General features: G+C 69.9%; 27 protein-coding genes, 1 tRNA gene and 1 pseudogene. 16 read left to right on the forward strand and 13 right to left on the reverse strand.

Going from position 1 to position 24,724, the window contains the following annotated elements:
* The 9 genes from BM349_RS07705 to der all read left to right on the forward strand — a co-directional run bounded on the left by BM349_RS07705 (nucleotide 1) and on the right by der (nucleotide 8,114).
* Nucleotides 1-612, forward strand: a complete 612-nt coding sequence (locus tag BM349_RS07705) for an NUDIX domain-containing protein (protein WP_091705793.1) — start codon at nucleotides 1-3, stop codon at nucleotides 610-612.
* Between the two features lie 2 nt (nucleotides 613-614).
* Nucleotides 615-1,523, forward strand: coding sequence for a site-specific tyrosine recombinase XerD (gene xerD / locus BM349_RS07710; protein WP_091705795.1), 909 nt, complete (start codon nucleotides 615-617; stop codon nucleotides 1,521-1,523).
* A gap of 137 nt (nucleotides 1,524-1,660) precedes the next feature.
* A complete protein-coding gene (locus BM349_RS07715; protein ID WP_091707192.1) occupies nucleotides 1,661-2,494 on the forward strand; it encodes a ParA family protein in 834 nt (277 codons plus the stop codon).
* On the forward strand, nucleotides 2,478-3,302 hold the full coding sequence (locus BM349_RS07720) for a segregation and condensation protein A (RefSeq protein ID WP_091705798.1): 825 nt from the start codon (nucleotides 2,478-2,480) through the stop codon (nucleotides 3,300-3,302). The genes BM349_RS07715 and BM349_RS07720 overlap by 17 nt, the downstream gene beginning before the upstream one ends.
* Nucleotides 3,292-3,873, forward strand: a complete 582-nt coding sequence (gene scpB, locus BM349_RS07725; RefSeq protein WP_091705800.1) for an SMC-Scp complex subunit ScpB — start codon at nucleotides 3,292-3,294, stop codon at nucleotides 3,871-3,873. The genes BM349_RS07720 and scpB overlap by 11 nt, the downstream gene beginning before the upstream one ends.
* On the forward strand, nucleotides 3,870-4,688 hold the full coding sequence (locus BM349_RS07730) for a pseudouridine synthase (protein WP_091705803.1): 819 nt from the start codon (nucleotides 3,870-3,872) through the stop codon (nucleotides 4,686-4,688). Before scpB ends, BM349_RS07730 begins: the two co-directional genes overlap by 4 nt.
* 52 nt (nucleotides 4,689-4,740) lie before the next feature.
* Nucleotides 4,741-5,874, forward strand: coding sequence for a prephenate dehydrogenase (locus BM349_RS07735; protein WP_091705806.1), 1,134 nt, complete (start codon nucleotides 4,741-4,743; stop codon nucleotides 5,872-5,874).
* On the forward strand, nucleotides 5,867-6,601 hold the full coding sequence (cmk, locus tag BM349_RS07740; RefSeq protein ID WP_091705808.1) for a (d)CMP kinase: 735 nt from the start codon (nucleotides 5,867-5,869) through the stop codon (nucleotides 6,599-6,601). The genes BM349_RS07735 and cmk overlap by 8 nt, the downstream gene beginning before the upstream one ends.
* Entirely contained in the window at nucleotides 6,591-8,114 is a 1,524-nt protein-coding gene (gene der / locus BM349_RS07745; RefSeq protein ID WP_091705811.1) for a ribosome biogenesis GTPase Der, read from the forward strand. The genes cmk and der overlap by 11 nt, the downstream gene beginning before the upstream one ends.
* On the opposite strand, the gene BM349_RS07750 is transcribed toward der, so the two are convergent.
* The gene (locus BM349_RS07750) at nucleotides 8,111-8,539 is read right to left on the reverse strand and encodes a GNAT family N-acetyltransferase (protein ID WP_091705813.1); all 429 of its coding nucleotides are present in this window, start codon (nucleotides 8,537-8,539) and stop codon (nucleotides 8,111-8,113) included. The genes der and BM349_RS07750 overlap by 4 nt on opposite strands.
* Nucleotides 8,540-8,631: 92 nt before the next feature.
* Here BM349_RS07750 and BM349_RS07755 point away from each other — a divergent pair, with 92 nt between their 5' ends.
* Nucleotides 8,632-9,531: an NUDIX domain-containing protein gene (locus BM349_RS07755; RefSeq protein ID WP_091705815.1), complete on the forward strand. Its 900-nt coding sequence runs from the start codon at nucleotides 8,632-8,634 to the stop codon at nucleotides 9,529-9,531.
* On the opposite strand, the gene BM349_RS07760 is transcribed toward BM349_RS07755, so the two are convergent.
* On the reverse strand, nucleotides 9,519-9,917 hold the full coding sequence (locus BM349_RS07760; protein WP_091705818.1) for an RNA-binding S4 domain-containing protein: 399 nt from the start codon (nucleotides 9,915-9,917) through the stop codon (nucleotides 9,519-9,521). The two genes, BM349_RS07755 and BM349_RS07760, sit on opposite strands and share 13 nt — an antisense overlap.
* A complete protein-coding gene (locus tag BM349_RS07765) occupies nucleotides 9,914-10,600 on the reverse strand; it encodes a lysoplasmalogenase (RefSeq protein ID WP_091705821.1) in 687 nt (228 codons plus the stop codon). Before BM349_RS07765 ends, BM349_RS07760 begins: the two co-directional genes overlap by 4 nt.
* 39 nt (nucleotides 10,601-10,639) lie before the next feature.
* Here BM349_RS07765 and BM349_RS07770 point away from each other — a divergent pair, with 39 nt between their 5' ends.
* Entirely contained in the window at nucleotides 10,640-11,830 is a 1,191-nt protein-coding gene (locus BM349_RS07770) for a low temperature requirement protein A (protein ID WP_091705823.1), read from the forward strand.
* Here BM349_RS07770 and BM349_RS07775 read toward each other — a convergent pair.
* Entirely contained in the window at nucleotides 11,827-12,426 is a 600-nt protein-coding gene (locus BM349_RS07775) for a GNAT family N-acetyltransferase (protein ID WP_091705826.1), read from the reverse strand. The two genes, BM349_RS07770 and BM349_RS07775, sit on opposite strands and share 4 nt — an antisense overlap.
* A gap of 121 nt (nucleotides 12,427-12,547) precedes the next feature.
* On the opposite strand from BM349_RS07775, the gene BM349_RS07780 reads away from it, so the two are divergent.
* Nucleotides 12,548-12,621: transfer RNA gene (locus BM349_RS07780), tRNA-Pro, on the forward strand.
* Between the two features lie 103 nt (nucleotides 12,622-12,724).
* Here the strand turns inward: BM349_RS07780 and BM349_RS07785 are convergent.
* A complete protein-coding gene (locus BM349_RS07785) occupies nucleotides 12,725-13,696 on the reverse strand; it encodes an HAAS signaling domain-containing protein (protein WP_091705829.1) in 972 nt (323 codons plus the stop codon).
* Nucleotide 13,697: 1 nt separating this feature from the next.
* Nucleotides 13,698-14,039 (reverse strand): PadR family transcriptional regulator, encoded by a 342-nt coding sequence (locus BM349_RS07790; protein WP_091705832.1) that lies wholly within the window; start codon nucleotides 14,037-14,039, stop codon nucleotides 13,698-13,700.
* A 56-nt stretch (nucleotides 14,040-14,095) separates the two neighbouring features.
* On the opposite strand from BM349_RS07790, the pseudogene BM349_RS07795 reads away from it, so the two are divergent.
* Nucleotides 14,096-14,230 (forward strand): annotated as a pseudogene (locus BM349_RS07795) (signal peptidase II); the annotation flags it as partial.
* 308 nt (nucleotides 14,231-14,538) lie between these two features.
* On the opposite strand, the gene BM349_RS07800 reads toward BM349_RS07795, so the two are convergent.
* From BM349_RS07800 to BM349_RS07810, 3 genes are read right to left on the reverse strand one after another with little or no spacing between them, the layout of a single operon-like run.
* A complete protein-coding gene (locus BM349_RS07800) occupies nucleotides 14,539-15,027 on the reverse strand; it encodes a GNAT family N-acetyltransferase (protein ID WP_091705834.1) in 489 nt (162 codons plus the stop codon).
* 10 nt (nucleotides 15,028-15,037) lie between these two features.
* Nucleotides 15,038-15,418, reverse strand: coding sequence for a RidA family protein (locus BM349_RS07805; RefSeq protein ID WP_091705837.1), 381 nt, complete (start codon nucleotides 15,416-15,418; stop codon nucleotides 15,038-15,040).
* Between the two features lie 51 nt (nucleotides 15,419-15,469).
* Complete coding sequence (locus BM349_RS07810) at nucleotides 15,470-16,765, reverse strand: type I glutamate--ammonia ligase (protein ID WP_175525240.1); 1,296 nt, start codon at nucleotides 16,763-16,765, stop codon at nucleotides 15,470-15,472.
* A 188-nt stretch (nucleotides 16,766-16,953) separates the two neighbouring features.
* On the opposite strand from BM349_RS07810, the gene BM349_RS07815 reads away from it, so the two are divergent.
* Nucleotides 16,954-17,946 carry an aldo/keto reductase gene (locus BM349_RS07815; RefSeq protein WP_091705842.1) on the forward strand — a complete coding sequence of 331 codons (993 nt, stop codon included), beginning with the start codon at nucleotides 16,954-16,956 and terminating at the stop codon, nucleotides 17,944-17,946.
* 221 nt (nucleotides 17,947-18,167) lie between these two features.
* Complete coding sequence (locus BM349_RS07820; protein WP_091705844.1) at nucleotides 18,168-18,650, forward strand: hypothetical protein; 483 nt, start codon at nucleotides 18,168-18,170, stop codon at nucleotides 18,648-18,650.
* 85 nt (nucleotides 18,651-18,735) lie between these two features.
* On the opposite strand, the gene BM349_RS07825 is transcribed toward BM349_RS07820, so the two are convergent.
* The 4 genes from BM349_RS07825 to BM349_RS07840 all read right to left on the reverse strand — a co-directional run bounded on the left by BM349_RS07825 (nucleotide 18,736) and on the right by BM349_RS07840 (nucleotide 23,759).
* Nucleotides 18,736-20,625 (reverse strand): pectate lyase family protein, encoded by a 1,890-nt coding sequence (locus tag BM349_RS07825; RefSeq protein ID WP_091705846.1) that lies wholly within the window; start codon nucleotides 20,623-20,625, stop codon nucleotides 18,736-18,738.
* Between the two features lie 442 nt (nucleotides 20,626-21,067).
* Complete coding sequence (locus BM349_RS07830) at nucleotides 21,068-22,471, reverse strand: HNH endonuclease signature motif containing protein (protein ID WP_091705848.1); 1,404 nt, start codon at nucleotides 22,469-22,471, stop codon at nucleotides 21,068-21,070.
* 104 nt (nucleotides 22,472-22,575) lie between these two features.
* On the reverse strand, nucleotides 22,576-22,989 hold the full coding sequence (locus tag BM349_RS07835; RefSeq protein ID WP_091705850.1) for a DUF1294 domain-containing protein: 414 nt from the start codon (nucleotides 22,987-22,989) through the stop codon (nucleotides 22,576-22,578).
* A gap of 167 nt (nucleotides 22,990-23,156) precedes the next feature.
* Nucleotides 23,157-23,759: a GNAT family N-acetyltransferase gene (locus BM349_RS07840; RefSeq protein ID WP_091705852.1), complete on the reverse strand. Its 603-nt coding sequence runs from the start codon at nucleotides 23,757-23,759 to the stop codon at nucleotides 23,157-23,159.
* 151 nt (nucleotides 23,760-23,910) lie between these two features.
* On the opposite strand from BM349_RS07840, the gene BM349_RS07845 reads away from it, so the two are divergent.
* Entirely contained in the window at nucleotides 23,911-24,720 is an 810-nt protein-coding gene (locus BM349_RS07845; protein ID WP_254773784.1) for a glycosyltransferase family 2 protein, read from the forward strand.
* Nucleotides 24,721-24,724 lie beyond the last annotated feature (4 nt).

Genomic DNA, 24,724 nt, shown 5'->3' on the forward strand with positions numbered 1-24,724 from the left:
ATGGATGCCGCACGTACGGCGCCCGCGGGCGAGTCGCTGCGCGACGAGCCGGTCGACCCCGAGATCGTCGCGAGCGACCTGGTGTATTCGGGCCGGGTCTGGGACGTGCGCAGCGACACGGTGCGCTACGGCGACGGCGAGATCGTCCGGCAGTACGTCGATCACCCGGGTGCGTCGGCGATCGTGGCGGTCGACGACGAGCAGCGGGTGCTCCTGATCCAGCAGTACCGCCACCCCATCCGCCATCGCGACTGGGAGATCCCGGCGGGCCTGCTCGATGTGTCAGGCGAGTCGCCGCTGCAGACCGCGCAGCGCGAACTCGTCGAGGAGGCCGACCTCACCGCCGCCGACTGGCAGCCGCTGCTGGATGTCTTCACCACGCCGGGCGGAAACGACGAGGTCGTGCACGTCTTCCTGGCGCGCGATCTGTCCCCGGTCGGCTCGGCCCATGCGCGCGAGGACGAAGAGGCCGACATCCGCGTCGAGTGGATCCCTCTGCAGGATGCCGTCACCGGCGTGCTGGAAGGACGCCTGCGCAACGGCATCCTCGCGGTGGCCGTGCTGGCTGCGGCCGAGGCGATCCGCCGGGCGGCCGGAGCCGCAGGAGGCTGACGGTGCGGCTCGAGCGGGCGGTGGACGCGTACCTGCGGCACATCTCGATCGAGCGCGGCCTCTCCGACCACACCGTCGCCGCATACCGGCGCGACCTAGCCGGGTACGTGCAGTGGCTCGCCGGGCGCGGCATCCACGATTCGTCCGAGGTGACGGCGGCGCTGGTCGCCGAGTTCGCCGCGGAGCGGGCCTCGGCCGAGCCGCCTCCGGCCGCCTCGAGCCTGGCGCGTCTGCAGTCCTCGGTGCGAGGGTTGCACCGATTCCTGGCGCGCGAGGGCATCGAGGCCGAGGACCCCACCGGACGTCTGCGCCCGCCCAAGGCGGCGCGCCGGCTGCCCAAGGCGCTGACGATCGACCAGGTCGAGCGGCTGCTGGACGCGACGGCGACCGGCTCCGATGAGATCATCGGCCTGCGCGACCGCGCACTGCTCGAGCTGCTCTACGCCACCGGCGCCCGCGTCTCCGAAGTCGTGCAGCTGGATGTCGACGACCTGGCGCACGGAGACGTCGTCCGCGTCCGCGGCAAGGGGTCGAAGGAGCGCATCATCCCGGTGGGCTCCTACGCCCGCTCCGCGCTCGAGGCGTACCTGACCCGTTCGCGCCCCGAGCTCTCCCGCCGCGGCCGCGCCACCCCGCGCCTGTTCCTCGGTGCTCGCGGCGCCCCGCTCTCGCGGCAGAGCGCGTGGCTCGTGATCCAGCACGCCGCTGACCGGGCGGAGCTGACCGCGCACGTGTCGCCGCACACGCTGCGCCACTCGTTCGCGACGCATCTGCTGCAGGGCGGTGCCGACGTGCGCGTGGTGCAGGAGCTGCTCGGGCACGCGTCGGTCGCGACGACCCAGATCTACACGCACGTCTCGGTCGACGCGCTGCGCGACGTGTACGCGACCTCCCACCCGCGGGCGCGCTGACCGGTCGTGCGCCGAGGCGGTCGCTACAATCGAGCAAGCACGACGTGAAGGTGGGAGACCGGGTGGCTGGCAGCGCGACGAAGGGCACGGCCCAGAAGAAGGCACCGTCCTCGAAGGTGGATGAGGACGAGGTGACGATGGGTCCGACCGGTCGCCCGTACCACGGGTTCCCGACGCCTCCGAAGCTCAACGGACACGGCCCGGCCCGGATCATCGCGCTGTGCAACCAGAAGGGCGGCGTCGGCAAGACGACGACCACGATCAACCTCGCCGCAGCCCTCGCGCAGTACGGCCGGAAGGTGCTGGCGGTCGACTTCGACCCCCAGGGCGCGCTGTCGGCCGGGCTGGGCATCCAGACCCACGACGTGCCCACGATCTACGACCTGCTGCTGGACACCAAGCGGGACCCGCGCGATGTGATCGTTCCGACCGCGGTCGAGGGCCTCGACATCCTCCCCGCGAACATCGACCTGTCCGCCGCCGAGGTGCATCTGGTCAACGAGGTCGCCCGCGAGACGATCCTGGCCCGCGTGCTTCGCAAGGTCGCCCCCGACTACGACGTCATCCTGATCGACTGCCAGCCGTCGCTGGGACTGCTCACCGTGAACGCGCTGACCGCCAGCCACGGCGTGGTCATCCCGCTCGAGTGCGAGTTCTTCGCCCTGCGCGGCGTCGCACTGCTCATCGAGACGATCGACAAGGTGCGCGATCGGCTCAATCCCACGATCGAGCTCGACGGCGTGCTCGCGACGATGTACGACCCGCGCACGCTCCACTCGCGCGAGGTGCTCGAGCGGGTCGTCGAGGCGTTCGGAGACGACGTCCTGGAGACCGTGATCGGCCGCACGGTGAAGTTCCCGGACGCGTCGGTCTCGGGCATGCCCATCACCGAATTCGCGCCGGAGCACGCGGCCGCCCAGGCGTACCTGCGGCTGGCGCGGGAGCTGGTCGCGCGTGGTGCCGTCGCCTGACGACCCTTCCGTCGCCGAGGCCGCCGAGCCCGGGTTCCGCGTCTCGCTCGGCGTGTTCGACGGGCCGTTCGACCTGCTCCTGAGCCTGCTCTCCAAGCACGAGCTGGACATCACCGAGGTCTCGCTCAGCAGGGTCACGCATGAGTTCATCGCGTACCTGCACGAGCTCGAGGCCGATGAGGAGATGGAGCAGGCCTCCGAGTTCCTCGTCATGGCGGCCACGCTCCTGGACATGAAGGTCGCCGGGCTCCTGCCGCAGGGCGAACTCGTGGATGCCGAGTCGGTGGCGCTGCTGGAGGCGCGTGACATCCTGTTCGCGCGCCTGCTGCAGTACCGGGCGTTCAAGGAGGTGTCCGGCTGGTTCGCGCAGCGACTGCGTGCCGAGGATCTGCGCCACACCCGCGCGGTGCGACTCGAGGAGAAGTACCGCCAGGCCGTGCCCGAGCTCGTCTGGAGCCTGACGCTCGACGATTTCGCGGCGCTCGCGATCCTCGCGATGACGCCGAAGGAGATCCCGCACGTCGGGCTCGACCATCTCCATGCCCCGCTGGTCAGCATCCGCGAGCAGGCCGCGATCGTGGTCACGCTGCTGCGGGATGCCGGATCCCTGAACTTCCGCGACCTCGTCGCCGGTGCCACCCAGCCCGGCGTCGTGGTGGCCCGATTCCTCTCCGTGCTCGAGCTCTACCGGCACGGTGCCCTGTCATTCGAACAGCTCGAGCCGCTCGGCGAGCTGACCCTGCGCTGGACCGCCGAGCGCTGGTCCGACGAGAACCTCGCAAGCTTGGGAGCCGACTATGACCGATGACCCGACCCCACCGCCCACCGACGTCGCGCGCCGCCTCGAGGCGATCCTGCTGATCGTCGAGGAGCCGCAGAGCCTCGTGAGCCTCGCCACCGCCGTCGGCGCTCCGGTCCCGGCGGTTCGGCAGGCGATCGAGGCGCTCGTCGAGGACTACGACGGGCTCACCGGCGGCCCCCGCCGCGGATTCGAGCTGCGCGAGGTCGGCGGCGGATGGCGCCTCTACGTCCGGTCCGAGCACGACGACCTCGTCACCGAGTTCGTGAACACCCAGGCCCCGTCGCGGCTGTCGCAGGCGGCACTGGAGACCCTGGCGGTGATCGCGTACAAGCAGCCCGTCACGCGCGGGCAGGTCGCGTCGATCCGCGCCGTGAACGTCGACTCGGTCGTGCGCACGCTGCTCTCGCGCGGACTCATCACCGAGGAGTTCACGGATGCCGAGACCGGCGCGATCCACTACGGCACGACCGACGCACTCCTCGTGAATCTCGGCATCAACTCGCTCGACGAGCTGCCGCACATCTCCCCGCTGCTCGATGACGGAGCCGACGGATTCGATGAGGTGCTGCGCGCATGAGCGATGATCGCGATGATGCCGCCGAGCCGGCCGAGACCCGCTCGACCGACGGCGTGCGCCTGCAGAAGGTGCTCGCGAACGCGGGCGTCGCCTCCCGCCGGGTCGCCGAGAACCTGATCGTCGAGGGCCGTGTGCGCGTCAACGGCGTCGTGGTCACCGAGCTCGGCTCGCGCATCGACCCCGAGGTCGACCTCGTCGACGTGGACGGCACCGCGATCCAGCTCGACGAGACCAAGCGCTACGTGGTGCTCAACAAGCCGCGCGGGGTCGTCAGCTCGATGCTCGACGACCGCGGCCGGCCCGACCTGCGACAGTTCGTCGAAGACTGGCCGGAGCGGCTCTACAACGTCGGACGACTGGATGCCGACACCAGCGGCCTGCTCGTGCTCACGAACGACGGCGGCCTCGCGCATGTGCTCGCGCACCCGTCGTTCGGCGTGACGAAGGTGTACGTCGCGAAAGTGGAGGGCAAGGTCGCCGCGCAGACGATCGCGACCCTGACGCGGGGGATCGAGCTGGAGGACGGACCGATCGCGGCCGACAAGGCGCGGCTGCTGTCGAGTTCGGCCGAGGGCGGCGGGTCGCTCGTCGAACTGACCCTCCACTCCGGCCGCAACCGGATCGTGCGGCGCATGATGGCGGCGGTGGGGCACCCCGTCGTGGAACTCGTCCGACGGCAGTTCGGGCCGCTGCACCTGGGAACCCTCCCAGTGGGGCGGGCACGCGAGTTGACTAAGGTTGAACGGGGCGCTCTGCTGACACTCGCGCGCGGCGCGGCCGAAGAGCCGCCGCCTGCGGGCGGCGAGGGCGAATAGCTCCGCCACGCGGCACGCAGACAGCCGCGCAGGGACACCACCAGGAGACCGAGTGAGCGAATCGACGGGCACGCCGCCGCGTGCCACGAGTCCTCTTGCTGCGCGCGTGCAGGGCACGGTGCGCATCGTCGGAGCAGGGCTCCTCGGCTCCAGCATCGGCCATGCGCTCACCGCGCGCGGAATCGATGTCGCGCTCGATGACACGTCGCCCTCGCAGCTGCGCCTCGCGATCGACTACGGCGCGGGCAGGCGTCCGCGCGACGACGACGACCCGTCATTGATCGTCGTGGCGGTTCCGCCCGATGTGACCGCCGATGTGATCCAGCGCGAGCTGGAGCGGCATCCGACCGCCGTCGTGACCGACGTCGCGAGCGTCAAGCTCGAGCCGCTGCGCGCGCTGCGCGAGCGCGGCGTCGACCTCACCCACTACATCGGCTCGCACCCGCTGGCCGGCCGCGAGCGCGGCGGTGCGATCTCGGCGCGCGCCGACATCTTCGTCGGCCGCCCATGGGTGGTCTGCCGTGACGAGGAGACCTCCGCCGCCGACCTCGCCCTCGTGGAGGGCCTCGCGCTCGATCTCGGCGCGACACCGCTGGAGATGACCCCCGAAGACCACGACCGCGCCGTCGCGCTGGTCTCGCACGTGCCGCAGCTCGTCGCGAGCCTGCTCGCCGGCCGCTTCGTCGACGCCCCGGACGGCTCGCTCCGCCTCGCCGGGCAGGGCGTGCGCGACACGACGCGGATCGCGGCATCGGCGCCCGAACTGTGGGTGCAGATCCTCGGAGCCAACGCCGAGCCCGTCGTGGACGTGCTCGACGCGCTGGCCGCCGATCTCTCCTCCGTCGCAGATGCACTGCGCGACCCCGACGCACGCGGGTCGCGGCGTGCTGTCGCCGACACGATCCGCCGCGGCAACGACGGTGTCGAGCGCCTTCCCGGCAAGCACGGCCAGAACCGCCGGTTCGAGCAGGTCGTCGTCATGGTCGATGACACGCCGGGTCAGCTCGGGCGCCTGTTCGGCGAGCTCGGTGAACTCGAGGTCAACGTCGAGGACCTGCGCCTCGAGCACTCCCCGGGGGCCCAGTTCGGTCTCGCCGAGATCAGCGTCGTCCCGAGCGCGGTGCGCCGCGCCGTCGAGGGCCTCGAAGCCCGCGGCTGGAAGATTGCGAGCACCACGAATGATTGACCCCACGGCCAGCACAGGCACCGCCGCGGCAGCGGACGACGTGATCGTCGTCGCGATCGACGGACCCGCCGGCAGCGGCAAGTCGAGCGTGTCGAAGCAGGTCGCGCGGCGACTGGGCTTCGGGTACCTCGACACCGGTGCCGCGTACCGTGCGCTCGCATGGCACGCACTCGATCACGGCGCCGACACGTCCGACTCGGCATCCGTCCTCGATGTCGTGGGCGACTTCGACTACGCGATCTCGCTCGACCCCGACGACTACTGGGTGCGGGTGGGCGAGACCGACGTGACCGCGGCGATCCGCGAGCCGCGGGTGACCGAAGCCGTGAGCGGCGTCGCACGCGTGCCTGCGGTCCGCCAGAACGTCAACGCGCTGTTCCGCGGCCTCGTCCGGGGATCCGGGCGTCCCGGTGTCGTGGTCGAGGGCCGCGACATCACGACCGTGGTCGCCCCTGACGCCCCGGTGCGGGTCCTGCTGACCGCTGACCCGGCGGTGCGTGCGGCTCGCCGCAGCGCCGAGCTCACCGGCCACGACTCCACGGCGGTCGCCGACGCGCTGCACCGCCGCGACGCGCAGGATTCCACCGTCGTCGACTTCCTCACCGCCGCACCCGGCGTCGAGGTCGTCGATTCGACGGACCTTGATTTCGAACAGACCGTGGATGCCGTCCTCGACGTCGTCCGCTCGGTCGTCCCCACACAGACAGGAGCGCGAGATGGGCGCTGACGACGAATACGAGGGCGGCGACGACAACATCGCCGAGGCGATGGCCGACCTTGACGAGGACCTTGCCGACGCGCGCGCCGAGACGCTGCGCGCGAGCCTTTCCGACTACGAGCTCGACGACGAGGATGCCGCGCTGCTGTCGGGCGTCACCCTCGGCGAGTACGGCGTCGAGTACTCGCCAGCCCTTCCGGTCGTGGCGATCGTCGGACGCCCGAACGTCGGCAAGTCCGCGCTGGTGAACCGCATCCTGGGCCGGCGTGAAGCCGTCGTCGAGGACACCCCCGGCGTCACGCGCGACCGGGTCACGTACAAGGCCGAGTGGATGGACCGCCGCTTCACGGTGGTCGACACCGGCGGGTGGGAGCCCGACGCCCGCGGCATCGACGCATCGGTCGCCGCGCAGGCGGAGATCGCGATCGACCTGTGCGATGTCGTGCTGTTCGTGGTCGATGCGATGGTCGGCGCGACCTCGACCGACGAGCACGTCGTGAAGCTGCTCCGCAAGAGCGGCAAGCCGGTGTTCCTCGTGGCCAACAAGATCGACGACGCGCGCCACGAGCCCGAAGCGGCCGCACTGTGGGCGCTCGGGCTGGGCGAGCCGTACCCGGTCTCGGCGATCCACGGCCGCGGCGTGGCGGATCTGCTCGACGAGATCATGAAGGTGCTGCCGAGCGTGTCGGCCGTCGCCAAGCAGGAGATCGGCGGTCCGCGCCGGGTCGCGATCCTCGGGCGGCCCAACGTCGGCAAGTCCTCGCTGCTGAACAAGGCCGCGGGGGAGGAGCGCGTGGTCGTCAACGACCTCGCCGGCACCACCCGCGACCCCGTCGACGAGATCGTGGACCTCGGCGGACGGCTGTGGCGGTTCGTCGACACCGCCGGCATCCGTCGTCGTGTGCACCTGCAGCAGGGCGCGGACTTCTACGCCTCGCTGCGCACGTCCGCCGCGCTCGAGAAGGCCGAAGTCGCCGTCGTCGTGCTCGATGTGAGCGAGTCGATCAGCGAGCAGGACGTCCGCATCATCGACCTCGTGCTCGAGTCCGGCCGCGCGCTCGTCCTGGCGTTCAACAAGTGGGATCGCCTGAACGACGACGATCTCGAGAACGCCGACCGCCGTCGCTACCTCGAGCGCGAGATCGAGCAGGACCTCGCGCACGTCGCCTGGGCACCGCGCGTGAACATCTCGGCCCGCACCGGTCGCCACCTCGAGAAGCTCGTACCCGCGCTCGAGACGGCGCTGGACTCGTGGGACACCCGCATCCCGACCGGCAAGTTCAACGCGTTCCTCGCCGAGCTCGTCGCCGAGCACCCGCACCCGCTCCGCGGCGGGAAGCAGCCGCGCATCCTGTTCGGCACACAGGCCACCACCCGCCCGCCGACGTTCGTGCTGTTCACGACCGGATTCCTCGACCCGGGCTACCGCCGGTTCATCCAGCGGCGTCTGCGCGAGATCTGGGGCTTCGAGGGCAGCCCGATCGTGGTGAACATGCGCGTTCGCGAGAAGCGCACCCGCTAGGCGATCGCCGGCTTCGCGGGCGGACGCACCATCGCGGTCGCGTCGGGCGCCGCGAAGCCGAACTGCTCGTACAGGCCGTGCGCGTCGGCCGTGAACAGCGTCCAGCGGAAGTCACGGCCGGGTCCGTCCTCGATCATCGTCTGCATGAGCCGCTTGCCGAGACCGTGCCCCTGGTGCTCCGCGAGGACGTACACGTCGGCGAGGTACGCGAATGCGACCCCGTCGGATGCCGCGCGCGCGAACCCGACGAGCTCGTCGGTGCCGGCGCGATAGGCGCCCACCACCCGCCACGCGCTGTCGAGCTGCGCCTCGATATCGTCGCGCGTGCGCCAGCGCGCCCAGTACGCCTCCGTCGACAGCCACGCCCACACGGCATCGCGCGGGATGCGGGCCGGGTCGTCGTCGAGTTCGTAGTCGTTCGCCATCTCCGTATTCTTCCCCGGCAGCAGTGGCGCCGACGCACGAACGAGCGGTCCGATCGAGGAGCGGTGGCACGTGCGTGTGACAGGGTGGACGGGTGAGCATCGAGCAGCCGCACTTCGAGCATCGCCGCCCGCTCGGGCCGCGCGATCCCGGCGATGCGTGGGTCGTGGCTCCCAGCGGTGAGCGGTACTGGGGCGCCTTCGGCGCGGCCGGGCTGCTCGCGCTGGATGCGGAACGCGGAGTGCTGCTGCAGCACCGGGTCTCGTGGTCGCACTACGGCGACACCTGGGCGCTGCCCGGCGGCGCGCGTCATGAGGGCGAGTCCGCCGGCGACGGCGCGCTTCGGGAGGCCGCCGAGGAGGCGGGCGTGCCCGACGGCGCGGTGCGGCCGCGACTGCTGAGCGTCCTCGACCTGGACTACTGGTCGTACACGACGCTCGTCGGGGACGTCGTGCACCCGTTCGAGCCGACGATCAGCGATCCCGAGAGCCGCGAACTCGCGTGGGTCCCGGTGGCCGCTGTCGTCGACAAGCCGCTGCACCCCGGCTTCGCCGCGTCGTGGGCGCTGCTGCAGCCGCTGCTCGGTGTCCGCCCTGCGGTGGTCGTGGATGCGGCGAACGTAGTGGGGTCCGTGCCCGACGGCTGGTGGCACGACCGGCCGGGCGCGGCGCGGCGGCTCATCGACAGGATCGGCCTGCTCGCGGCCGCCGGCGTCTCGGCGGCATCCCTCGACCTGCCCGAGCACACCTGGTTCCCCGAGTGGACCGTCGTGGTCGAGGGTCAGGCCCGGGCTGCGGGCGACGGCGCCGATCGGGTCGAGGTGGTGCGGGCGGCGGCATCCGGCGACGACTCGATCGTGGCCGAGACCGAGCGGCTGCTCGCCGCGGAGCGCACCGTCACCGTGGTCACGAGCGACCGCGAACTCGCGCGACGGGTGACGGCGGCCGGCGCCGCTGTTCGAGGCACGCGCTGGCTGCTCGATCAGCTGTCGTAGGGATCGGCGCCTTCGGCGTCGCGCCCGCGCAGCCTGTCGATGTCGCGGCGCTCGCGCTTGGTCGGCCGCCCCGCCCCCCTGTCGCGCATCGGCACGAACGCGCGCTCCTCGCGCGGCAGCGGCGGGGGAGTCCTGTCGTCCACCGCAGCGGCCGCCGGGACGGCGCCGACCCGCTTGGAGATCGGCTCCTTCACGACGAGGATCCGGTCGAATCCGGCGATCCTCACCCGCAGCTCGTCACCGGGTCGGACCGGCTGAGCGGCTTTCGCCCGCTCGCCGTTGACGCGTACATGCCCCGCACGGCATGCAGTGGTCGCGGCGGAGCGGGTCTTGTACACGCGGACCGCCCAGAGCCAGGCATCCACCCGTGCCGAGCCCTCCGTCATGCGGCATCGCCCGCCCGTTCGGCCTCGATCGCGGCGGCCTGCAGGCGGTCGGCGACGATCACGCCGGCCGCGATGAGGCCCTGCCCCAGGCAGTACGTGAACATGATGAGCGGGCTGGACCAGTCCGACACGGTCTCCGGCCGGAACAGCTGGAACGCCAGGAGCGCGTCCGAGGCGAAGAAGAACGCGCCGCCGGCCGCGACGAGCGGGTGGCAGCGGGATGCGGCGACCGCGGTGCCGGCCAGGACGAGTCCGTACACGGCGACCGGGATGAACAGGCTGCCGAGGCTCGGGCCGAGCAGCCACAGCAGCAATCCCCACCAGAGGCCGTACACGATCGCCCACTTCGGCACGCGCTGGATCGGGATGCGGCGCCAGAAGATCCAGATGTAGAACAGGTGGGCGAGGCCGAAGAAGATCAGCATCATGGGCACGGTCGGGACCGTCGGGAACAGCGTTCCGGCGGCATCCCCGAGCCAGGACAGTGCGATCGCGAGGAACAGGAGCGTGTAGGTCGTTCCCCAGCGTGAGCTTCGCCCGCCCCAGAACACGGCGAACGCGAGCAGCGGCATCAGCAGCAGCTTCGTCGGCCCGGCGACGGCCTCGGCGCCGACCGCGAGGGCGACGACGTGGACGAGTGACACCACGGCGTACGGGGTGAAGCCGATCAGAAGCCGTCTCATGATTCTCCTCATCGAGCGGGCGGGCACCATAATCGTCGCATGACCGACGTGCTGACCCGGATCGGCCTGCGCCGGATGACCCCGCGGAACCAATCCGAGCCGCACCGGGTGGCCACGCCGCTCGAGCTGCTGTTCGATCTGGTGTTCGTGGTCGCCGTCTCGCAGGCGTCGCAGAACCTGCATCACCTGATCAGCGATGACCACGTCGGTCAGGGCGTGCTGTCGTACCTGATGGTGTTCTTTGCGATCTGGTGGGCGTGGATGAACTTCACGTGGTTCGCGTCCGCATTCGACACCGACGACTGGCTCTACCGGATGATGACGATCATCCAGATGGCCGGCGTGCTCGTGCTCGCCGCCGGCATCCACTCCGCGATGGTCGACTTCGACTTCCTCACGGTGACGTGGGGCTACGTGATCATGCGGCTCGCCATGGTGGCGCAGTGGCTGCGGGCAGCGGCATCCGACCCCGCCGCCCGCCCGACCTCGCTGCGATTCGCGGTCGGGATCAGCATCGTGCAGGTGCTCTGGCTGCTGCGCATCTACCTGCTCGATGAGCAGTGGCAGTTCTGGACCTTCTTCGTGCTCGTGGCGGCGGAGCTCGTCGTGCCGGTGTGGGCGGAATCCCGCGGGCGGACGAGCTGGCACCCGCACCACATCGCAGAGCGGTTCGGCCTGTTCACCCTGCTGCTGCTCGGCGAGAGCCTGCTCGCGTCGGCGAACGCGATGATCGACGCGCTCGGCGCGGGCGAGCACATCCCCGAGCTGCTCGCGCTCGCGGCGTGCGGACTCGTCGTGACCGCCGGCATCTGGTGGCTGTACTTCGCGCGCGAGCAGCACGGCCGCCTGGGAACGCTGCGCTCGGGATTCACGTTCGGCTACCTGCACTACGTGATCTTCGCCGCCGCGGGCGCGGTCTCGGCCGGCGTCGAGGTTGAGATCGACTCGATCACCGGTCACACCGAGATCCCGCATGAGATCGCCGGGCTCGCCCTCACGCTGCCGATCGCGCTGTTCGTGCTGAGCGCGTGGGCGATCCTGCTGCAGCCGACGCTGTCGCGGTGGACATCGGCGGCGGTCGTCTCGGGCGCGGTGCTCATCGCGGCGAGTGGACTGCTCGCGACGGGGGAGTACGTGGTCTCGGCGCTGCTGCTCGTGGCGATCGTCGTCGTGCTCGAGGCGGATGCTGCGAAGCAGGGTCTGATCGCGGAGCCGGTGCGGACGATCTAGGCGCCCTCTGCCGCCGCGAGGTCGAGTGCGACGATCGCGCGGTCGGGCTTGGGCCGGGCGACCTCCGTGAAACCGGCGGCCTCGAACACCGACAGCACCCCGCGGAAGAGCTGGTTGGTCGGCTTCTTTGCAGCCGACGGGTCGAGCGGGTACGCCTCGATCGTGCGGGCGCCGTGATCGCGTGCGTAGTCGATCGCCGCCGCGAGGAGTTTCGCGTTGAGTCCCTGGCCGCGGTGCTCGCGCCGCACCACGAAGCATGTGACGGCCCAGACGCCGGGGTCATCGAGCGCGATGGGAGTGTTCGCGGCGATCTCGCGGGTGCGGGCGATGCGCAGCTGCTCTGCGCGGCGCCCGACGCGTACCCAGCCGGCCGCTTCGCCGTCGACGTAGGCGATCAGCGCGGGCGGCGGAGCGTCGTCCTCGATCTCGGTGCGCAGCAGTTCGCGTCGTTCGTCCAGTGACGCCTGCTGGAATTCGGCGTTCGTGATCGTCCACCATTGGCACTGGCAGGAGTGGCCGTCGCCACCGCCGCTGAGCGCGTGCTCAGCGTCGTCGAAGCGGTCGGCGGTCGCGGGGGCGATGACGATCTCGGCCATCCTCCGACGCTAGTGACCGGCAGCGACAGGGGGAAGTGCGACGACCGGATGCCGCCCTCTCGGTCGTTCGCGGCGCTCGCGGCGACCGGGTAGTATTGGGGAGTTGTCCGCTCGCGGGCAGCGGGATGTGGCGCAGCTTGGTAGCGCACTTGACTGGGGGTCAAGGGGTCGCAGGTTCAAATCCTGTCATCCCGACCGAATACGAGAACGGGTCGGCCGAGAGGCCGGCCCGTTCTCGTCTGTCGATGCACGTGCGCGTGGGGCAAAGAGCACTCCGGCTTCCCAGAGCAGTCGACGTTCACACGAGGCTGGGTGTTCTCCGGGACGTCGACCTGCTGCGGCGAAACGCGACGACCGCGTCGACCGCTGCGTACACGGCGAGCGCGGCGAAGATCAGTCTCGCCGTGGTGTCCGTCACCGGTGAGAGGAACACCGGCCCCGCGAGCGACCACCACAGCAGAAGCACGGCCATCGCCAGCGACAGCACGCTCCGCGCACGCAGAGTGGGCACGGTCCATCGTCCGGCGATGAGCACGAGCGCGTACAGGACGAGGTCCGCCGCCCACAGCAGCAGCACCCACGGGGCCCGCCACTGCAGGAATTCAGGGTCGAGTGCGAGGGCTTCGATCGCGGGTTCCGGGATGGACGCCCACGAAGCGAGCCAGGGGAGAGCGATGACGACGGTGGCGCCGAGCACGCCGGCCGCGATTGCGGCGACCGTGGCAGGGCGACTGACCAGGTCGCGGTCGATCGTGCGTGGCGGAGCAGGCGTCCAGGCCATCGGCCCGGATTCGCGCCGGCGCTCGACCAGCGCCCCGATGAGCGTGTAGGTGATCACTGCGCCGGGCCACCAGAGGGCGCCGATGCCGAAGCTGAGCCACCAGACCGAGAGGCGACCCCACCAGGTGTCGGCGCCGTAGTCCCAGCCCGTGACCGGGATGACGCCCAGCATCATGGCCGGCAGGGTGATCGCCCAGATCAGTGCGACGCCGCCGAAGGCGATCCAGGTGAACCGGGGGGCGTTCGACGGGCGGATGATCGTGAACCCGGCGGGTCGGTAGCGGTCGGCCACCTCCTGCGGTGCACCGAAGGCTGTGAGCAGTTCCATGACGAGCGCGGAGTCGGCGGGGCGACCGGCATCCGCTGCCCGACCGCCGAGCTCGTCGTCGAGCAGCGAACGCAGTTCGAGGGCGACATCGTCGCGCTGACGTCGCGGCAGATGCCGCACGACGTCGGCCACGTAGCTGTCGATGATGGCGGTGGGATCCACGTCAGTCCTCCTCAGTCAGGAGTCGGTTCATCACCGACGCCAGCGACCCCCAGGCGGAGGTCAGGTCTTGATATACGCCGGCGCCGAGGGCGCTGAGCTGGTAGTAGCGGCGGGGAGGCCCGTCCTCCGCCTGCCATTGCGAAGCGAGCAGTCCCTGGCTCTCCAGCCGACGCAGCAACGGGTAGAGCGTTCCCTCCTCGATGGGCATCCCGCGCTGAGCGAGTGCTTGACGCAGGGAGTAGCCGTACTGCGGGGAGCGCAGCTGTGAGAGCACGGCCAGCACGAGGGCGCCCTTTCGGAGGTCCTGCTCGAGCCGTGCGAGCTGTGCCGCGCTATGTACCATGTTCAATACACTACATAGTGCCGCACAGTATCCGCAAGCACCACGTGTTCCCCGGGCCGGGATTCCCTGTTGGACGCGTCGTAGACTTCATCCACACTCCGTGGATGATGTCGGCGATCTCCAACGTCGCCCGCATCTTCATCGTCTCGATGACGATCGGGGTGGCGATGTTGGTCCTGGTGGGAGTGAACATGAGCGGCGAGTGGCACCGTAAGCACCTCGGAGACGACGTACCCGAGCAGGCTCCCGGCGAGGAGACGCTGTTGGGCGCGGCAGGCGACGAGGTTCCCCCAGGAGGAATCGTGGCGGGCTCGTTCAGTCAGGAGTTCCCCGGCGCAGACCCGTACGCCGGCATGCCGGCCGACGAAGTCGGCCTCCCGCCGTTGAGCGAGGCCGAGCAGGAGGCCGTGGCGCGCGAGGCGGACCGGCTCGCGGACGACCCGGACGCACGCCGCAACCTCTGAGATCCCGTCCCCTCGGTTTCGGGATATCGCCCAGCTCAGAGTGCCCGGGTGAACGTGACTCGATGCTGCCCCGGCCCGTCGTAGTCGAGGTAGGCGAGTACGCCGTCGACCTCGGTGTCACCCGCCTGGGTGAACCCGAGCGCACCGTGGAACGATTGCGAGCGCCGGTTGATCGGGCCCGTGATGGCATCGACCCGGGTGCATCCGCGGTCTCGCATCATCGCGAAGAAGCGCTCGTAGAGATCTCGGGCGACGCCGTGCCGTTGCAGCTCCGGCGCGACGCCCACGAAGTGGATGTACGCGGTCTCCGGCCGGGACGCCGAGCGGAAGCCGATCAGGAACGCAGCCAACTGTCCGCTGTCGTCCTCGACGAGAATCGAGGTGTCGGTGAAGTGCTGGAAGAACAGTCGCGGCAGCAGGCCGGTGGGCGCGGCCTCGGGCGGCATCTTCCACCAGAGCGGAATGGCTTCGACGACTCGACGGTGGTCGGACTCCTCCGGCCGGCGGTAGTGAAGAGGAGTCATCGCGGCGGCGTCAGGCGTCCACGACGGCGCTCATGCGGATCGACACGAGCACACCCGGGATGACCGCGCCGAGCTTCGCCACGTATCGGGTCGGCGGGTCTGTCGGGAACCACCGGGCCCATTCCTCATTCATTCCGGCGAAGTCGCTCGGATCGGCGAGCAGGATGCCGACCTCGACGACGTCGGCCATGCCTGCTCCTGCCGCGCTCAGCACGGCCTCGCAGTTGGCCAGCGACTGACGGGTCTGCTCCTGGATCGATGGACCGGCGAGCGCACCGGTCCGGACGTCGATGCCGACGAGTCCCGACACATGGATGTGGCCGTTCGCCTTGATGCCCTGGCTGTACAGCGGAGAGCTCGGAGCATCCGGTGTGCTGATCACTTCTCGCATACCGCCCAGCCTGCAGGAACCGGGTGGCTCCGTCCAGACGTCCGCGGCCGCTCAGGCCCGCGGCGTCCGGACGGCCGTGTACAGGTCGACGAGCTCATCGCCCAGACTCGCGCGGAGCGTATCGGATGCTCCGAGCACGTCGAGTGCTTCGACCAGGGTCGACGGCAGAGAGCGGATGCCGCGCTCGGCGCGCTCGTCGGCGCTCAGGTGCGATGGGCTGATGTCGATCGGAGGCGGCGCGGTCGCGCCGCGGACGATCCCAGCGGTGGCACCGGCGAGGATCGCCGCCATGGCGAGGTAGGGGTTGGCGGTCGAGTCGCCGGGCTTGATCTCGATGTTCGCGCTGGACGCGCCGGCATCCGCCGTTCCCGAGACGTACCGCACGGCCGCCTCCCGGTTGCCGGCGCCCCAGCACAGCGAAGCGCCCGACCACCGCCCGGGCCGCAGCCGCTCATAGCTGGCCTCGCTGCCCGCGAGCAGCGCCGTCGCGGCGGGGAGCACATCGAGCACGCCCGCGATCAACGACATTCCGACCTGACCGGGCAGACCCGTATCGGCCGGGGCAAGGAGGTTGTCAGCGCCCCGGCTGACCGACAGGTGGAGGTGCATTCCGTTGGCCGCCGCGCCGACCGGCGGGATCGGCGCGAAGCTGACCGAGAGACTGTGCCGCATGCTGATCCGTTCGATGATCAGGCGGGCGAGCGCCACGTCGTCGCAGGCATCGAGCGGGTTCCGTGCGGGGAGCGAGACCTCGAACTGGCCGAGGCCGTGCTCGGCGTGCACGTGGATCGGCGACACGCCTGCGGTCTCGAGCGCGTCCAGAAGGTCGCGGATCAGGGCCTCGTTCCGCAGCAGTGGGCGAACGCCGTAGGCCGGCCCGGTGTGTGCCGGCGCCGGGTTGTCGGCGTCGCCGTCGGCGAGCGTGAACTCGATCTCGAATCCGGCGCGGGCGGAGAGCCCCTCCGCCTCGAGGGCCTCGAACGCCCCCCTCACGGCGTGGCGGCCGCACCCGAAGAACGGCGCGCCGTCGAGCCAGCACAGGTCAGCGGGCGCCCATGCCCAGCCGCCTGGCGCGTCGATCATGGCGAGGCGTGCGGCGTCGGGGCGCAGCAGCAGGTCGCCGATCACCGCATCCAGTCCCACCGCGTCCACCGGCTGATCGAGGGGTGTGAACATCGTCGCGCTGCTGATGGAGGCATGCACGCCGTTCGCGAGCGCTGACTCGATACCTGCGCGCGGAATGAGCCGCCCGCGATCGATGCCGGCCGGATCGATGTGCGTCAGCAGGAGCGCGCGCGGCGCGAGGGCCGCGCCCGCTGCCTCGGTGTCATCCGTCTCGGTCGCCACGGCGCCTCCTTCGACAGGTCTGCGATCGTCGGGCCATTGTCTCGTTCCCTCCCGCGGCCGTCCAGGCGTGCACGCGCCAACCGCCTTGAGCCGGCCGTCCATGCGTGAGGGCATGGATTCGCGGAACCGTGGGTCGGCGAGCATGGCATGCTGGACGCGCCTGCGCCCCGCTGGCGAAGGAGGATCCCATGCAGCAGCGCCCCCTCGGTCGCACCGGACGCTCGGTGTCGGCGATCGGCCTCGGAACCTGGCAGCTCGGCGCCGACTGGGGTGCCGTCAGTGAAGACGACGCGCTCGCGGTGCTGGCGGCATCCGTCGACCGCGGCGTGACGCTGTTCGATACCGCCGACGTCTACGGTGACGGCCGCAGCGAGTCGATCATCGGGCGGTTCCTGTCACAGCGGCCCGGGCACGGCATCACCGTCGCCACGAAGATGGGGCGGCGGCTGGCGCAGGAGCCCGAGAACTACACGCCAGCGAACTTCCGCGCCTGGACATCACGTTCGCGCGCGAACCTCGGGGTCGACACGCTCGACCTGGTGCAGCTGCACTGCCCGCCCACCGCTGTGATCGAGGATGCCGCCACCTACGATGCCCTCGACGAGCTCGTCGCCGATAAGGCGATCGCCGCCTACGGGGTGTCGGTCGAGACGTGCGAGCAGGCGCTCGCGGCGATCGCACGGCCGAACGTGACGAACGTGCAGATCATCTTCAACCCCTTCAGGCTCAAGCCGCTCGATGAGGTGCTGCCTGCCGCCGAGGAGGCGGGCGTCGCGATCTTCGCGCGGGTTCCGCTCGCGTCCGGTCTGCTCTCCGGCCGGTACACGTCGGGCACGACGTTCGCCGAGAACGACCACCGCTCCTACAACCGCCACGGCGAGGCGTTCGATCGCGGCGAGACGTTCTCGGGTGTGGACTACGAGGTCGGGTTGGCGGCGGCATCGGAACTGACCGCTGCGCTGCCGCCCGGTGTTTCGCTGCCCGCCGCGTCGCTCGCGTGGATCGCGTCGCGACCGGGCGTGACCAGCGTGATCCCCGGTGCGCGCAATGTCCGACAGGCGCAATCGAACGCGGATGCCGCTGCACTGCTCGACGGGGACTTCGATGTCGACGCGTTCGAGGCGGCTGTCTATGCGGTGTACGACCGGCATCTGCGCGCGACGATCCACCCGCTCTGGTGACTGGATGCCGGCGTTCGCCGGTGTCGCCGAACGTGAGAATCCTGCCATCTGATTCGCGATGCGCCGCAATATTCCGCAGAATGGAAGTGCCAGCGGTAGCACTGTTTCAGTAGTTAAGGGTGTTACTGGAGTCAACTTCTGATAAATATGGTATGTGCTGTGCCCCCCGCGCGGCCGAGAGTGAAGCCCCCATCCACCCCGACTGCGAAAAGGTCCCCACCATGCGCGCACGTACGAAGAGATTCAGTGTCATCGGAGCAGCCCTCGGGCTCGTCCTCGCCGCCGGCGTCGTCGTCGCTCCCCCCGCCGCCCCCACCGCGAGCGCAGCCGTCGGCTGCAGCTACTTCAACGGGCTGAAGGTCACGTCGAATTACGTCGCGATCAACGGGATCGCGTTGAAGGCGGGCGAGTCGATCACCGCGAAGGCTTCACCCGCAGCCACGGGTGACATGATCCTGCTGTCCTACAGCATCGGACTTTCTCCGTACATCAAGGAGGCTCCGGCGAGTACCGGAATCACCTTCACCGCCGGCACGACGAGCAGTTACAACCTCGGCTGGTCGTTCGAGGCCGCGGGAACGCGTCCGTCGAGCATCACCTACTCGTTCACCTCGAAGTGCTCGACGTCGGTGACGCCGACCCCGACTCCCACCCCGACCCCGACGGCCACCACCAAGCCCGGCAAGGGCAAGGGCAAGGGCTGAGGCTGGTCAGAACCCCCTCGAACAAACGGATGCCCCGGCGGTCGCTCATGCGCTGCCGGGGCATCCGTCATTCCTGCCCGGTCACCTACCCGGGGTAGTCCACCAGGTACGACGGGACGCCGACCGCGCTCATGTCGGCGGGGGCGCCGACGCCGTTCACGACGTGCTCGATCGTGCCCGCGCTGAGATTCACCGTCATGATGTGGTGAAGCTGCACGCCGGGTGTCTCGGGCACCGTGAACCCGTTGGCCGTGAGGATCTGCGGGTTGTTCTGGTTGAACACGTACACGCCGGCGCCGTCGAGGCGATGCGTCGTGACGCCGTCAGCGACCTTGTACCCGGGGTAGCCGTCGGTGCCGTCGGGCTGCATCCAGTCGGCCTGCGTGGGCGGGTCGTACGGCAGCTCGTTCTGGTACAGGATGACGCGGCCGTTCTCGCCGTTCCAGAGCGTGTTGTACGTCTGGAAGTGCTCGACGAACATGCCGGTCGCCGTGACGTTGGCGCCGTTGACGATGACGCCGGTCGTGCCGGTGTTGGTCGCCCACCGGTCGGTGTCGCCGTTCACGCCGTTCGTGAAGCCCTCGATGCCGTGGTCTGCGCGCCACACCCAGATGTGGTCGATCAGCACGTTGTCGGAGTTGATCTCGAGCGCCGTCTTGGTCTTGCCGATGTGCGGCCCGCCGACGCGGAAGTACACGTCGCTGAGCGTGATCGGGTTGCTCGGGTCGAGCTTCTTGCCGCCGTTCGGGTTGCCGACCTTCAGCAGGACCGGGGAGAGCGTGGTGCCGGCATCGATGGTGACTCCGGCGATCACGATGCCGGCGGCATCCTTCACCTCGAGCGGCACCGCGCCGCCTACGGACGTGAGCGTCGCGTGGCCCATGCCGAGCACGACCGTGTCTGCGCGCTTGACCTCGATCGTGCGGTCGATGTTGTACACGCCCGGCGTGAGGATCAGGTTCTGACCGCGGGCGAGGGCATTGTTGATGTCCTTCACCGAGTCGTTGGGCGTGGCGATGAAGAAGTCGGTGATCGGGATGCTGCGACCTGCTGTCGCATCCTCATCCCACGACGTGCCGCTCGTGTTGGTGTGCGCTGAGGGCACCCGCACGTTGTAGCGTCCGCTGTCGTCGACGAACAGGTACGGCTTCTCGCGGCTGACCGGGGTCTCGGGGATCGTCGTGTACGGCGGGTTCGGGAACGCGGAGTCGTCGGGCGCGCCCGCGACACCGGAGAAGACCTGGTTCCAGACGCCGTTGCTCCAGCCGTTGAGCTGGCTGTTGCGGACGAGCCACTGCTGCTGCGAGCCGTTGATCGTGAACGACAGGTCGGAGTCGGCGATGAAGCCACCGCTCGCGAACTGGGGTCCGGCGGTGCAGTAGTCCATCAGAGACAGGTTCGCGCCGGTGATGTGGAAGCGTCGCATCGAGACCGCCTGCGAGACCGCCCAGAAGTTGGCGCTCGAGCGGCATCCGTCCTGGCCGAGCTTGTTGACCTGCAGGGACAGATTGGAGATCGTGCGCCAGAAGTTGACGAGGGCGAGGCAATTCGTGCCGCCGTCGCCGAGGCAGCGATTGTAGACCTCGATCGCTCCGTTGACGTTCACATCGTCGGGGGAGGCTCCGAGGCCGGCGACCTCGGTGTAGTAGCCGACTTCGAACTGCAGGGGAGTCTCGGCGGTGCCGTAGTCACCGGGCAGGAAGTAGACGGCGTGGCGGGCGCTGCTCATCTCGGCACCCCGCTGCTCGTTCGCGAGCGTGTCAAGCGCGTCGTTGATCTCGGCCAAGGGCATGTCGGGGCTGAAGATCTGGACGTTCGGTCCGAAATCGGGGTTCAGCGGATCGACTGGGCGCGGTGGCGCCGCGTTCGCCGGAGCGGCGATGAGCGCGCCCGCGACGAGCGCGATACCGGCGGATGCTGCCGCGAGGCGCCGTGCTCTCGTGTGGGGGTGGTGGGGGGTTCCGTGCGGGGACATGCGAAGGTCCTCTCCGTTGAGGGATCACGCGCGGCGGACGCCGCCTTGCCAGCGGCTGTGTGCCGCTTTACTTACAGGACAGTAACCAACTGTGGGAGCGGTTTCAAGGGTCGGATGCGGCGCCATGGGATCATGCGGCGGGCGAGGCTCGGCCGTGTCGGTGTCGCTGGCCCGAACCGCACGGCGTTCGCTGGCGAGACGGCATCCGGTGGGTCGGTGGTCCGACCGGCGCGTGGATGCGAGGCGCCGGCGAATCACGCCGTCAGGCAGCCGGCGTCGGGCCGACGGCGCCCAGCCTCCGGCCGCGAGGCGCCCACCATGAGGCCGCGAGGCGCCCACCATGAGGCCGCGAGGCGCCCGACAGTGCACGCCGGGGTCGTGCCGCGAGACGCCGAGCCTCAGGCCGGGAGTCGCAGGGCGTCAGGCCGCCATGCACCCCAAATCAGGCCGCGAGGTAGTCGAAGCGGGCGCGGCCGCCGAGGCGGGGAGTACGCGCGGGATCGACGTGTCGCGGTGGGATGAACCACACAGTGGCTCTGGTGCCGACGCCATCGACCTGTATGTCCCAGCCGTTGTCGTGGATGCGATGGTGACAGGACTCGCAGAGGAGCACACCATTCGCGAGATCGGTGGGTCCGTGATCTCGTTTCCACCACCGGATGTGGTGGGCGCGGGTCATGCCGGGCGGGAGTCCGCACATCGCGCATCCGCCGTCTCGTTCGACCAGTGCGAGGCGCTGTGCCCTGGTGAAGAGTCGCTTCTCGCGACCCCAGTCGAGGATCTCGCCCTGGGAGTCGAGGACGCACGGAATGATTCCGCCCCCGGCTGCCATCCGCCGTGCGGTGCTGATGCTGACGGGCTGGTTGATCCCGTCGATGAGTGCGTGGCCGGTGCTGTTCGCCGGGTCGTCGTTCTCGAGGTCTTCCAGGCTCATGCGCACTACAAGGGTCGCGCCGGCGAGGGGGAGATCATTGTGATCGCAGCCGAGGACGTGCCGGGCCATCAGCGCGAGCGCGTCGGCCTGCCGCTGCGGGATGGATCGCATGTCGGAGTCGGGGTCGGATCCGCGATTCGGATCGTCGAGCGCGGCCCGCATGTCGGCCGTGACGACTGCCTCGATCGCGGTCTTCACGGGCGCGCCGGACTCGATGTCGAGCTTTCCGTTGAAGTGGATCATCCCGTCACGCTCGAACATGACGAGACTGCGCTTGCCGCGTGCGTCGCGCTCGCGCGGCTCCAGTCCATCGGGGTCGAGGTGGGCCTCGGCCCGGGCGATCAACTTCGCGAGCTGGTCCAACGGCAATCCGGCCGCCTGATCGCAGAGGATTCGTTCGGCCTGATCGAGGTCTTCGCGATCCGCACGCAGAGCCGCGCGGTCGAGCATGGTGATGATCGCCGCCGCGCCGTCCCGACCGATCCGACCGGAGTTGTGTGCTTCGGCCACGTGCGGGTGACGAGCAGGCGCGGACTCGCCGGTGAGGGTGGTCCGCGGTGCGATCGCCTCGCCGACCTTGACGAGCCGCACGGCGTCACCCGTCGAGGTGCCGGTCGTCGCTGCGATCAGCACTGCCGTGTTGCGGTACCCCTGCTTCTTCGCCAGGCCGTCGCTGCCCAACTCGGGTCGAGACTCGCGCGCGATCTCGGCCGCAACCGGTGCGTGCACAGCATCCGTCCGCCGGCGAAGCAGCCCCATCGCCTCGTTCACCGCGATCAGCTGGGAACCCTTCAGTGCGGATACCGGGGGTAGTGACCCCTCTCCACCCACGGCCCACGCCGCCCGGAGAGCCGCAACCGCCTCATCGATACCCGCGAGCGGATCGCTCGTGTCGTCGATGAGGTCGTTCATGAGTCAATGGTACACCGCGGCGGCGCGAGTGTCAAACAAATGTTCTAAGATGCGGACGAAGAAGTCAGTGAAACAGCGATCGGGATGATCGAGAAGGCTGTGAATCATTCGAACAAAGAGACGAATCCATCTCTCACGACACCGACATCCCAACCCGCCCACTCCAGCACGACGATGAGGGCGATCAGCACGACCACGTTGGCCACGACGCTCGTCCAGAACGCACGCCGGAACGATCGCTTGCGCGTCTTGTGCCGGAACACCTGCTGGGCAACGAGCGCGCCCGGCCAGCCGCCCAGCACACCGAGGGTCAGCAGAGTCTGCTCCGACACGCGGTGTGCTCCGCGTCGCGCCGCCGACTTGTCCGCGCCGTACGCGGCGAACGTGATCACGCTCGCGACCGCGTACACGGCGGGCAGCCAGAGAGGGATGCCGAGCACGACGACCGCGACCGCGAAAGCGACGGCGAACGCGAGCAGCACCGTCCAGCTCAGGGCGGCAGGGAGCGGGCGTGACATGTCCCGTTCGGGGCGGAGCGCCCCGGAGGTCGGCCTCGGCCCTGTCGAGCGCGCCGAGCCAGAACCTTGCGTGGGGGTAGGTGCGGATCGCGGACGCGCCGCGGGGCGATTCGACTCGAGGGGCATGGGCTCGATCCTAAGAGCGCCGCAAGGACCCCGACGCCCTACTACAGCTCGAGCCGCATGACGATCCGACGCTTGGTCGGGTGAGACACCTCTTCGAAGCCCGCCGCGACGAATGGGCCGACCGATCCGACGCTCATCTCATCCCAGATGACCTGCGACCCTCCCGTCAGCATCGGGTAGCCCTCGATCGCCTTCGCACCGCGGGCGCGGGCGTGCTCGACCGCCGCTGCGACGAGTGGATACGTCAGCCCCTGGTGACGATGATCCTTCGCGACGACGAGGCATGCGATCGCCCAGACATCCGAGTCGTCCTTGTGTTCGTCGCGGCCCTTCCACGGCACCGGGGAGCCGCGCAATCGCCCGTAGACCCCGCGCACGTCGACCGCGCACCATCCGGCCGGCTCGTCGTCGACGTAGGCGACGATTCCGATCGTCTCGGTCGCGCGCGGATCGCCGCAATGGGTCTCGGACCGCAGGATCGCGCCGCGCTCGGCCTGCGGCATGTGCCACCAGTCGTGGTCGCCGAGGCGCTGCCGCTGACACTGGCAGCGGCCCGCGGTGCCGGTCAGGATCGCCTGCAGGTCGTCCCACGATGCTTCGTTCGCGGGCACGATCCGAAGCCCGTCTGTAACGGCCGCATCCATGGAGCACAGGCTAACGCGCCCCGCCGACGCCCACCCCACCCGAACCTCACCCCGCCAACGCCCACGCCACCCGCACCCCACCCCATCCCACTCCACCCCGCCGCCGACGTGCCGGCACCGTGACTCGAACCGCCGGCGGTAGGGTGATGCGGTGCCCCTCCATCCCCGAGTGACGGTGGTCATTCCGTGCCGAAATGATGCGGAGTTCCTCCGGCAGTGCCTCGCGGCCCTCGCAGCCCAGACGCACCCCGCCGACCGCGTGATCGTCATCGACAACGGCAGCACCGATGCGTCGGCCGAGGTCGCGCGGAGCTTGCATGCCGAGGTTTTCGCAGAGGAGCAGATCGGCATCTGGCCCGCCGCCGCGCGTGGGTACGACGAGGCGCTCGGCGACACCGACATCATCGCGCGGCTGGACGCGGACTCCCGCCCGCACCCCGACTGGATCGCACGACTCGTCCGCGCGTTCGTTGCCGATCCGAACCTCGGGGTGCTCACCGGGGGAGCGGAGTTCTACGGCGCCGGACCGGTCGTCAGCTACCTCGGCGAGCACTGGTACATCGGCGGCGGCCATTTCTGGGTGCGGAAGTGGCTCGGCATCCCGCTGGTCTACGGGTCGAACTTCGCGATGCGGGCGCGCGTCTGGGAGCGCGTGCGCAAGCAGGTCGATCGCACCAACGCGAAGATCCACGACGACCTCGACCTCACGATCCGCCTGCGCAGCACCGACGGCGTGCGATACGACCCCGAGTTGCGGATGCCGGTCTCTGCGCGCCCGCTCGTCACGCAGCGCGGCCTGTGGCGCCGCGTCTGGCGCGTGGTGCCGACGTTCGCGGCGAGCTGGCCGGAGGGCGCCTCGTGGAAGCGTCGAGAGCTCGACGGACGACACGTTCCGGATGCCGCGTCCGCCGACGGCTGGCCGCCGATCGAAGAGGAGTGGGCGCCCGGCTATGGTCAGTGACCCT

Source organism: Microbacterium sp. cf046, assembly GCF_900114345.1.
Taxonomy (GTDB): Bacteria; Actinomycetota; Actinomycetes; order Actinomycetales; family Microbacteriaceae; genus Microbacterium.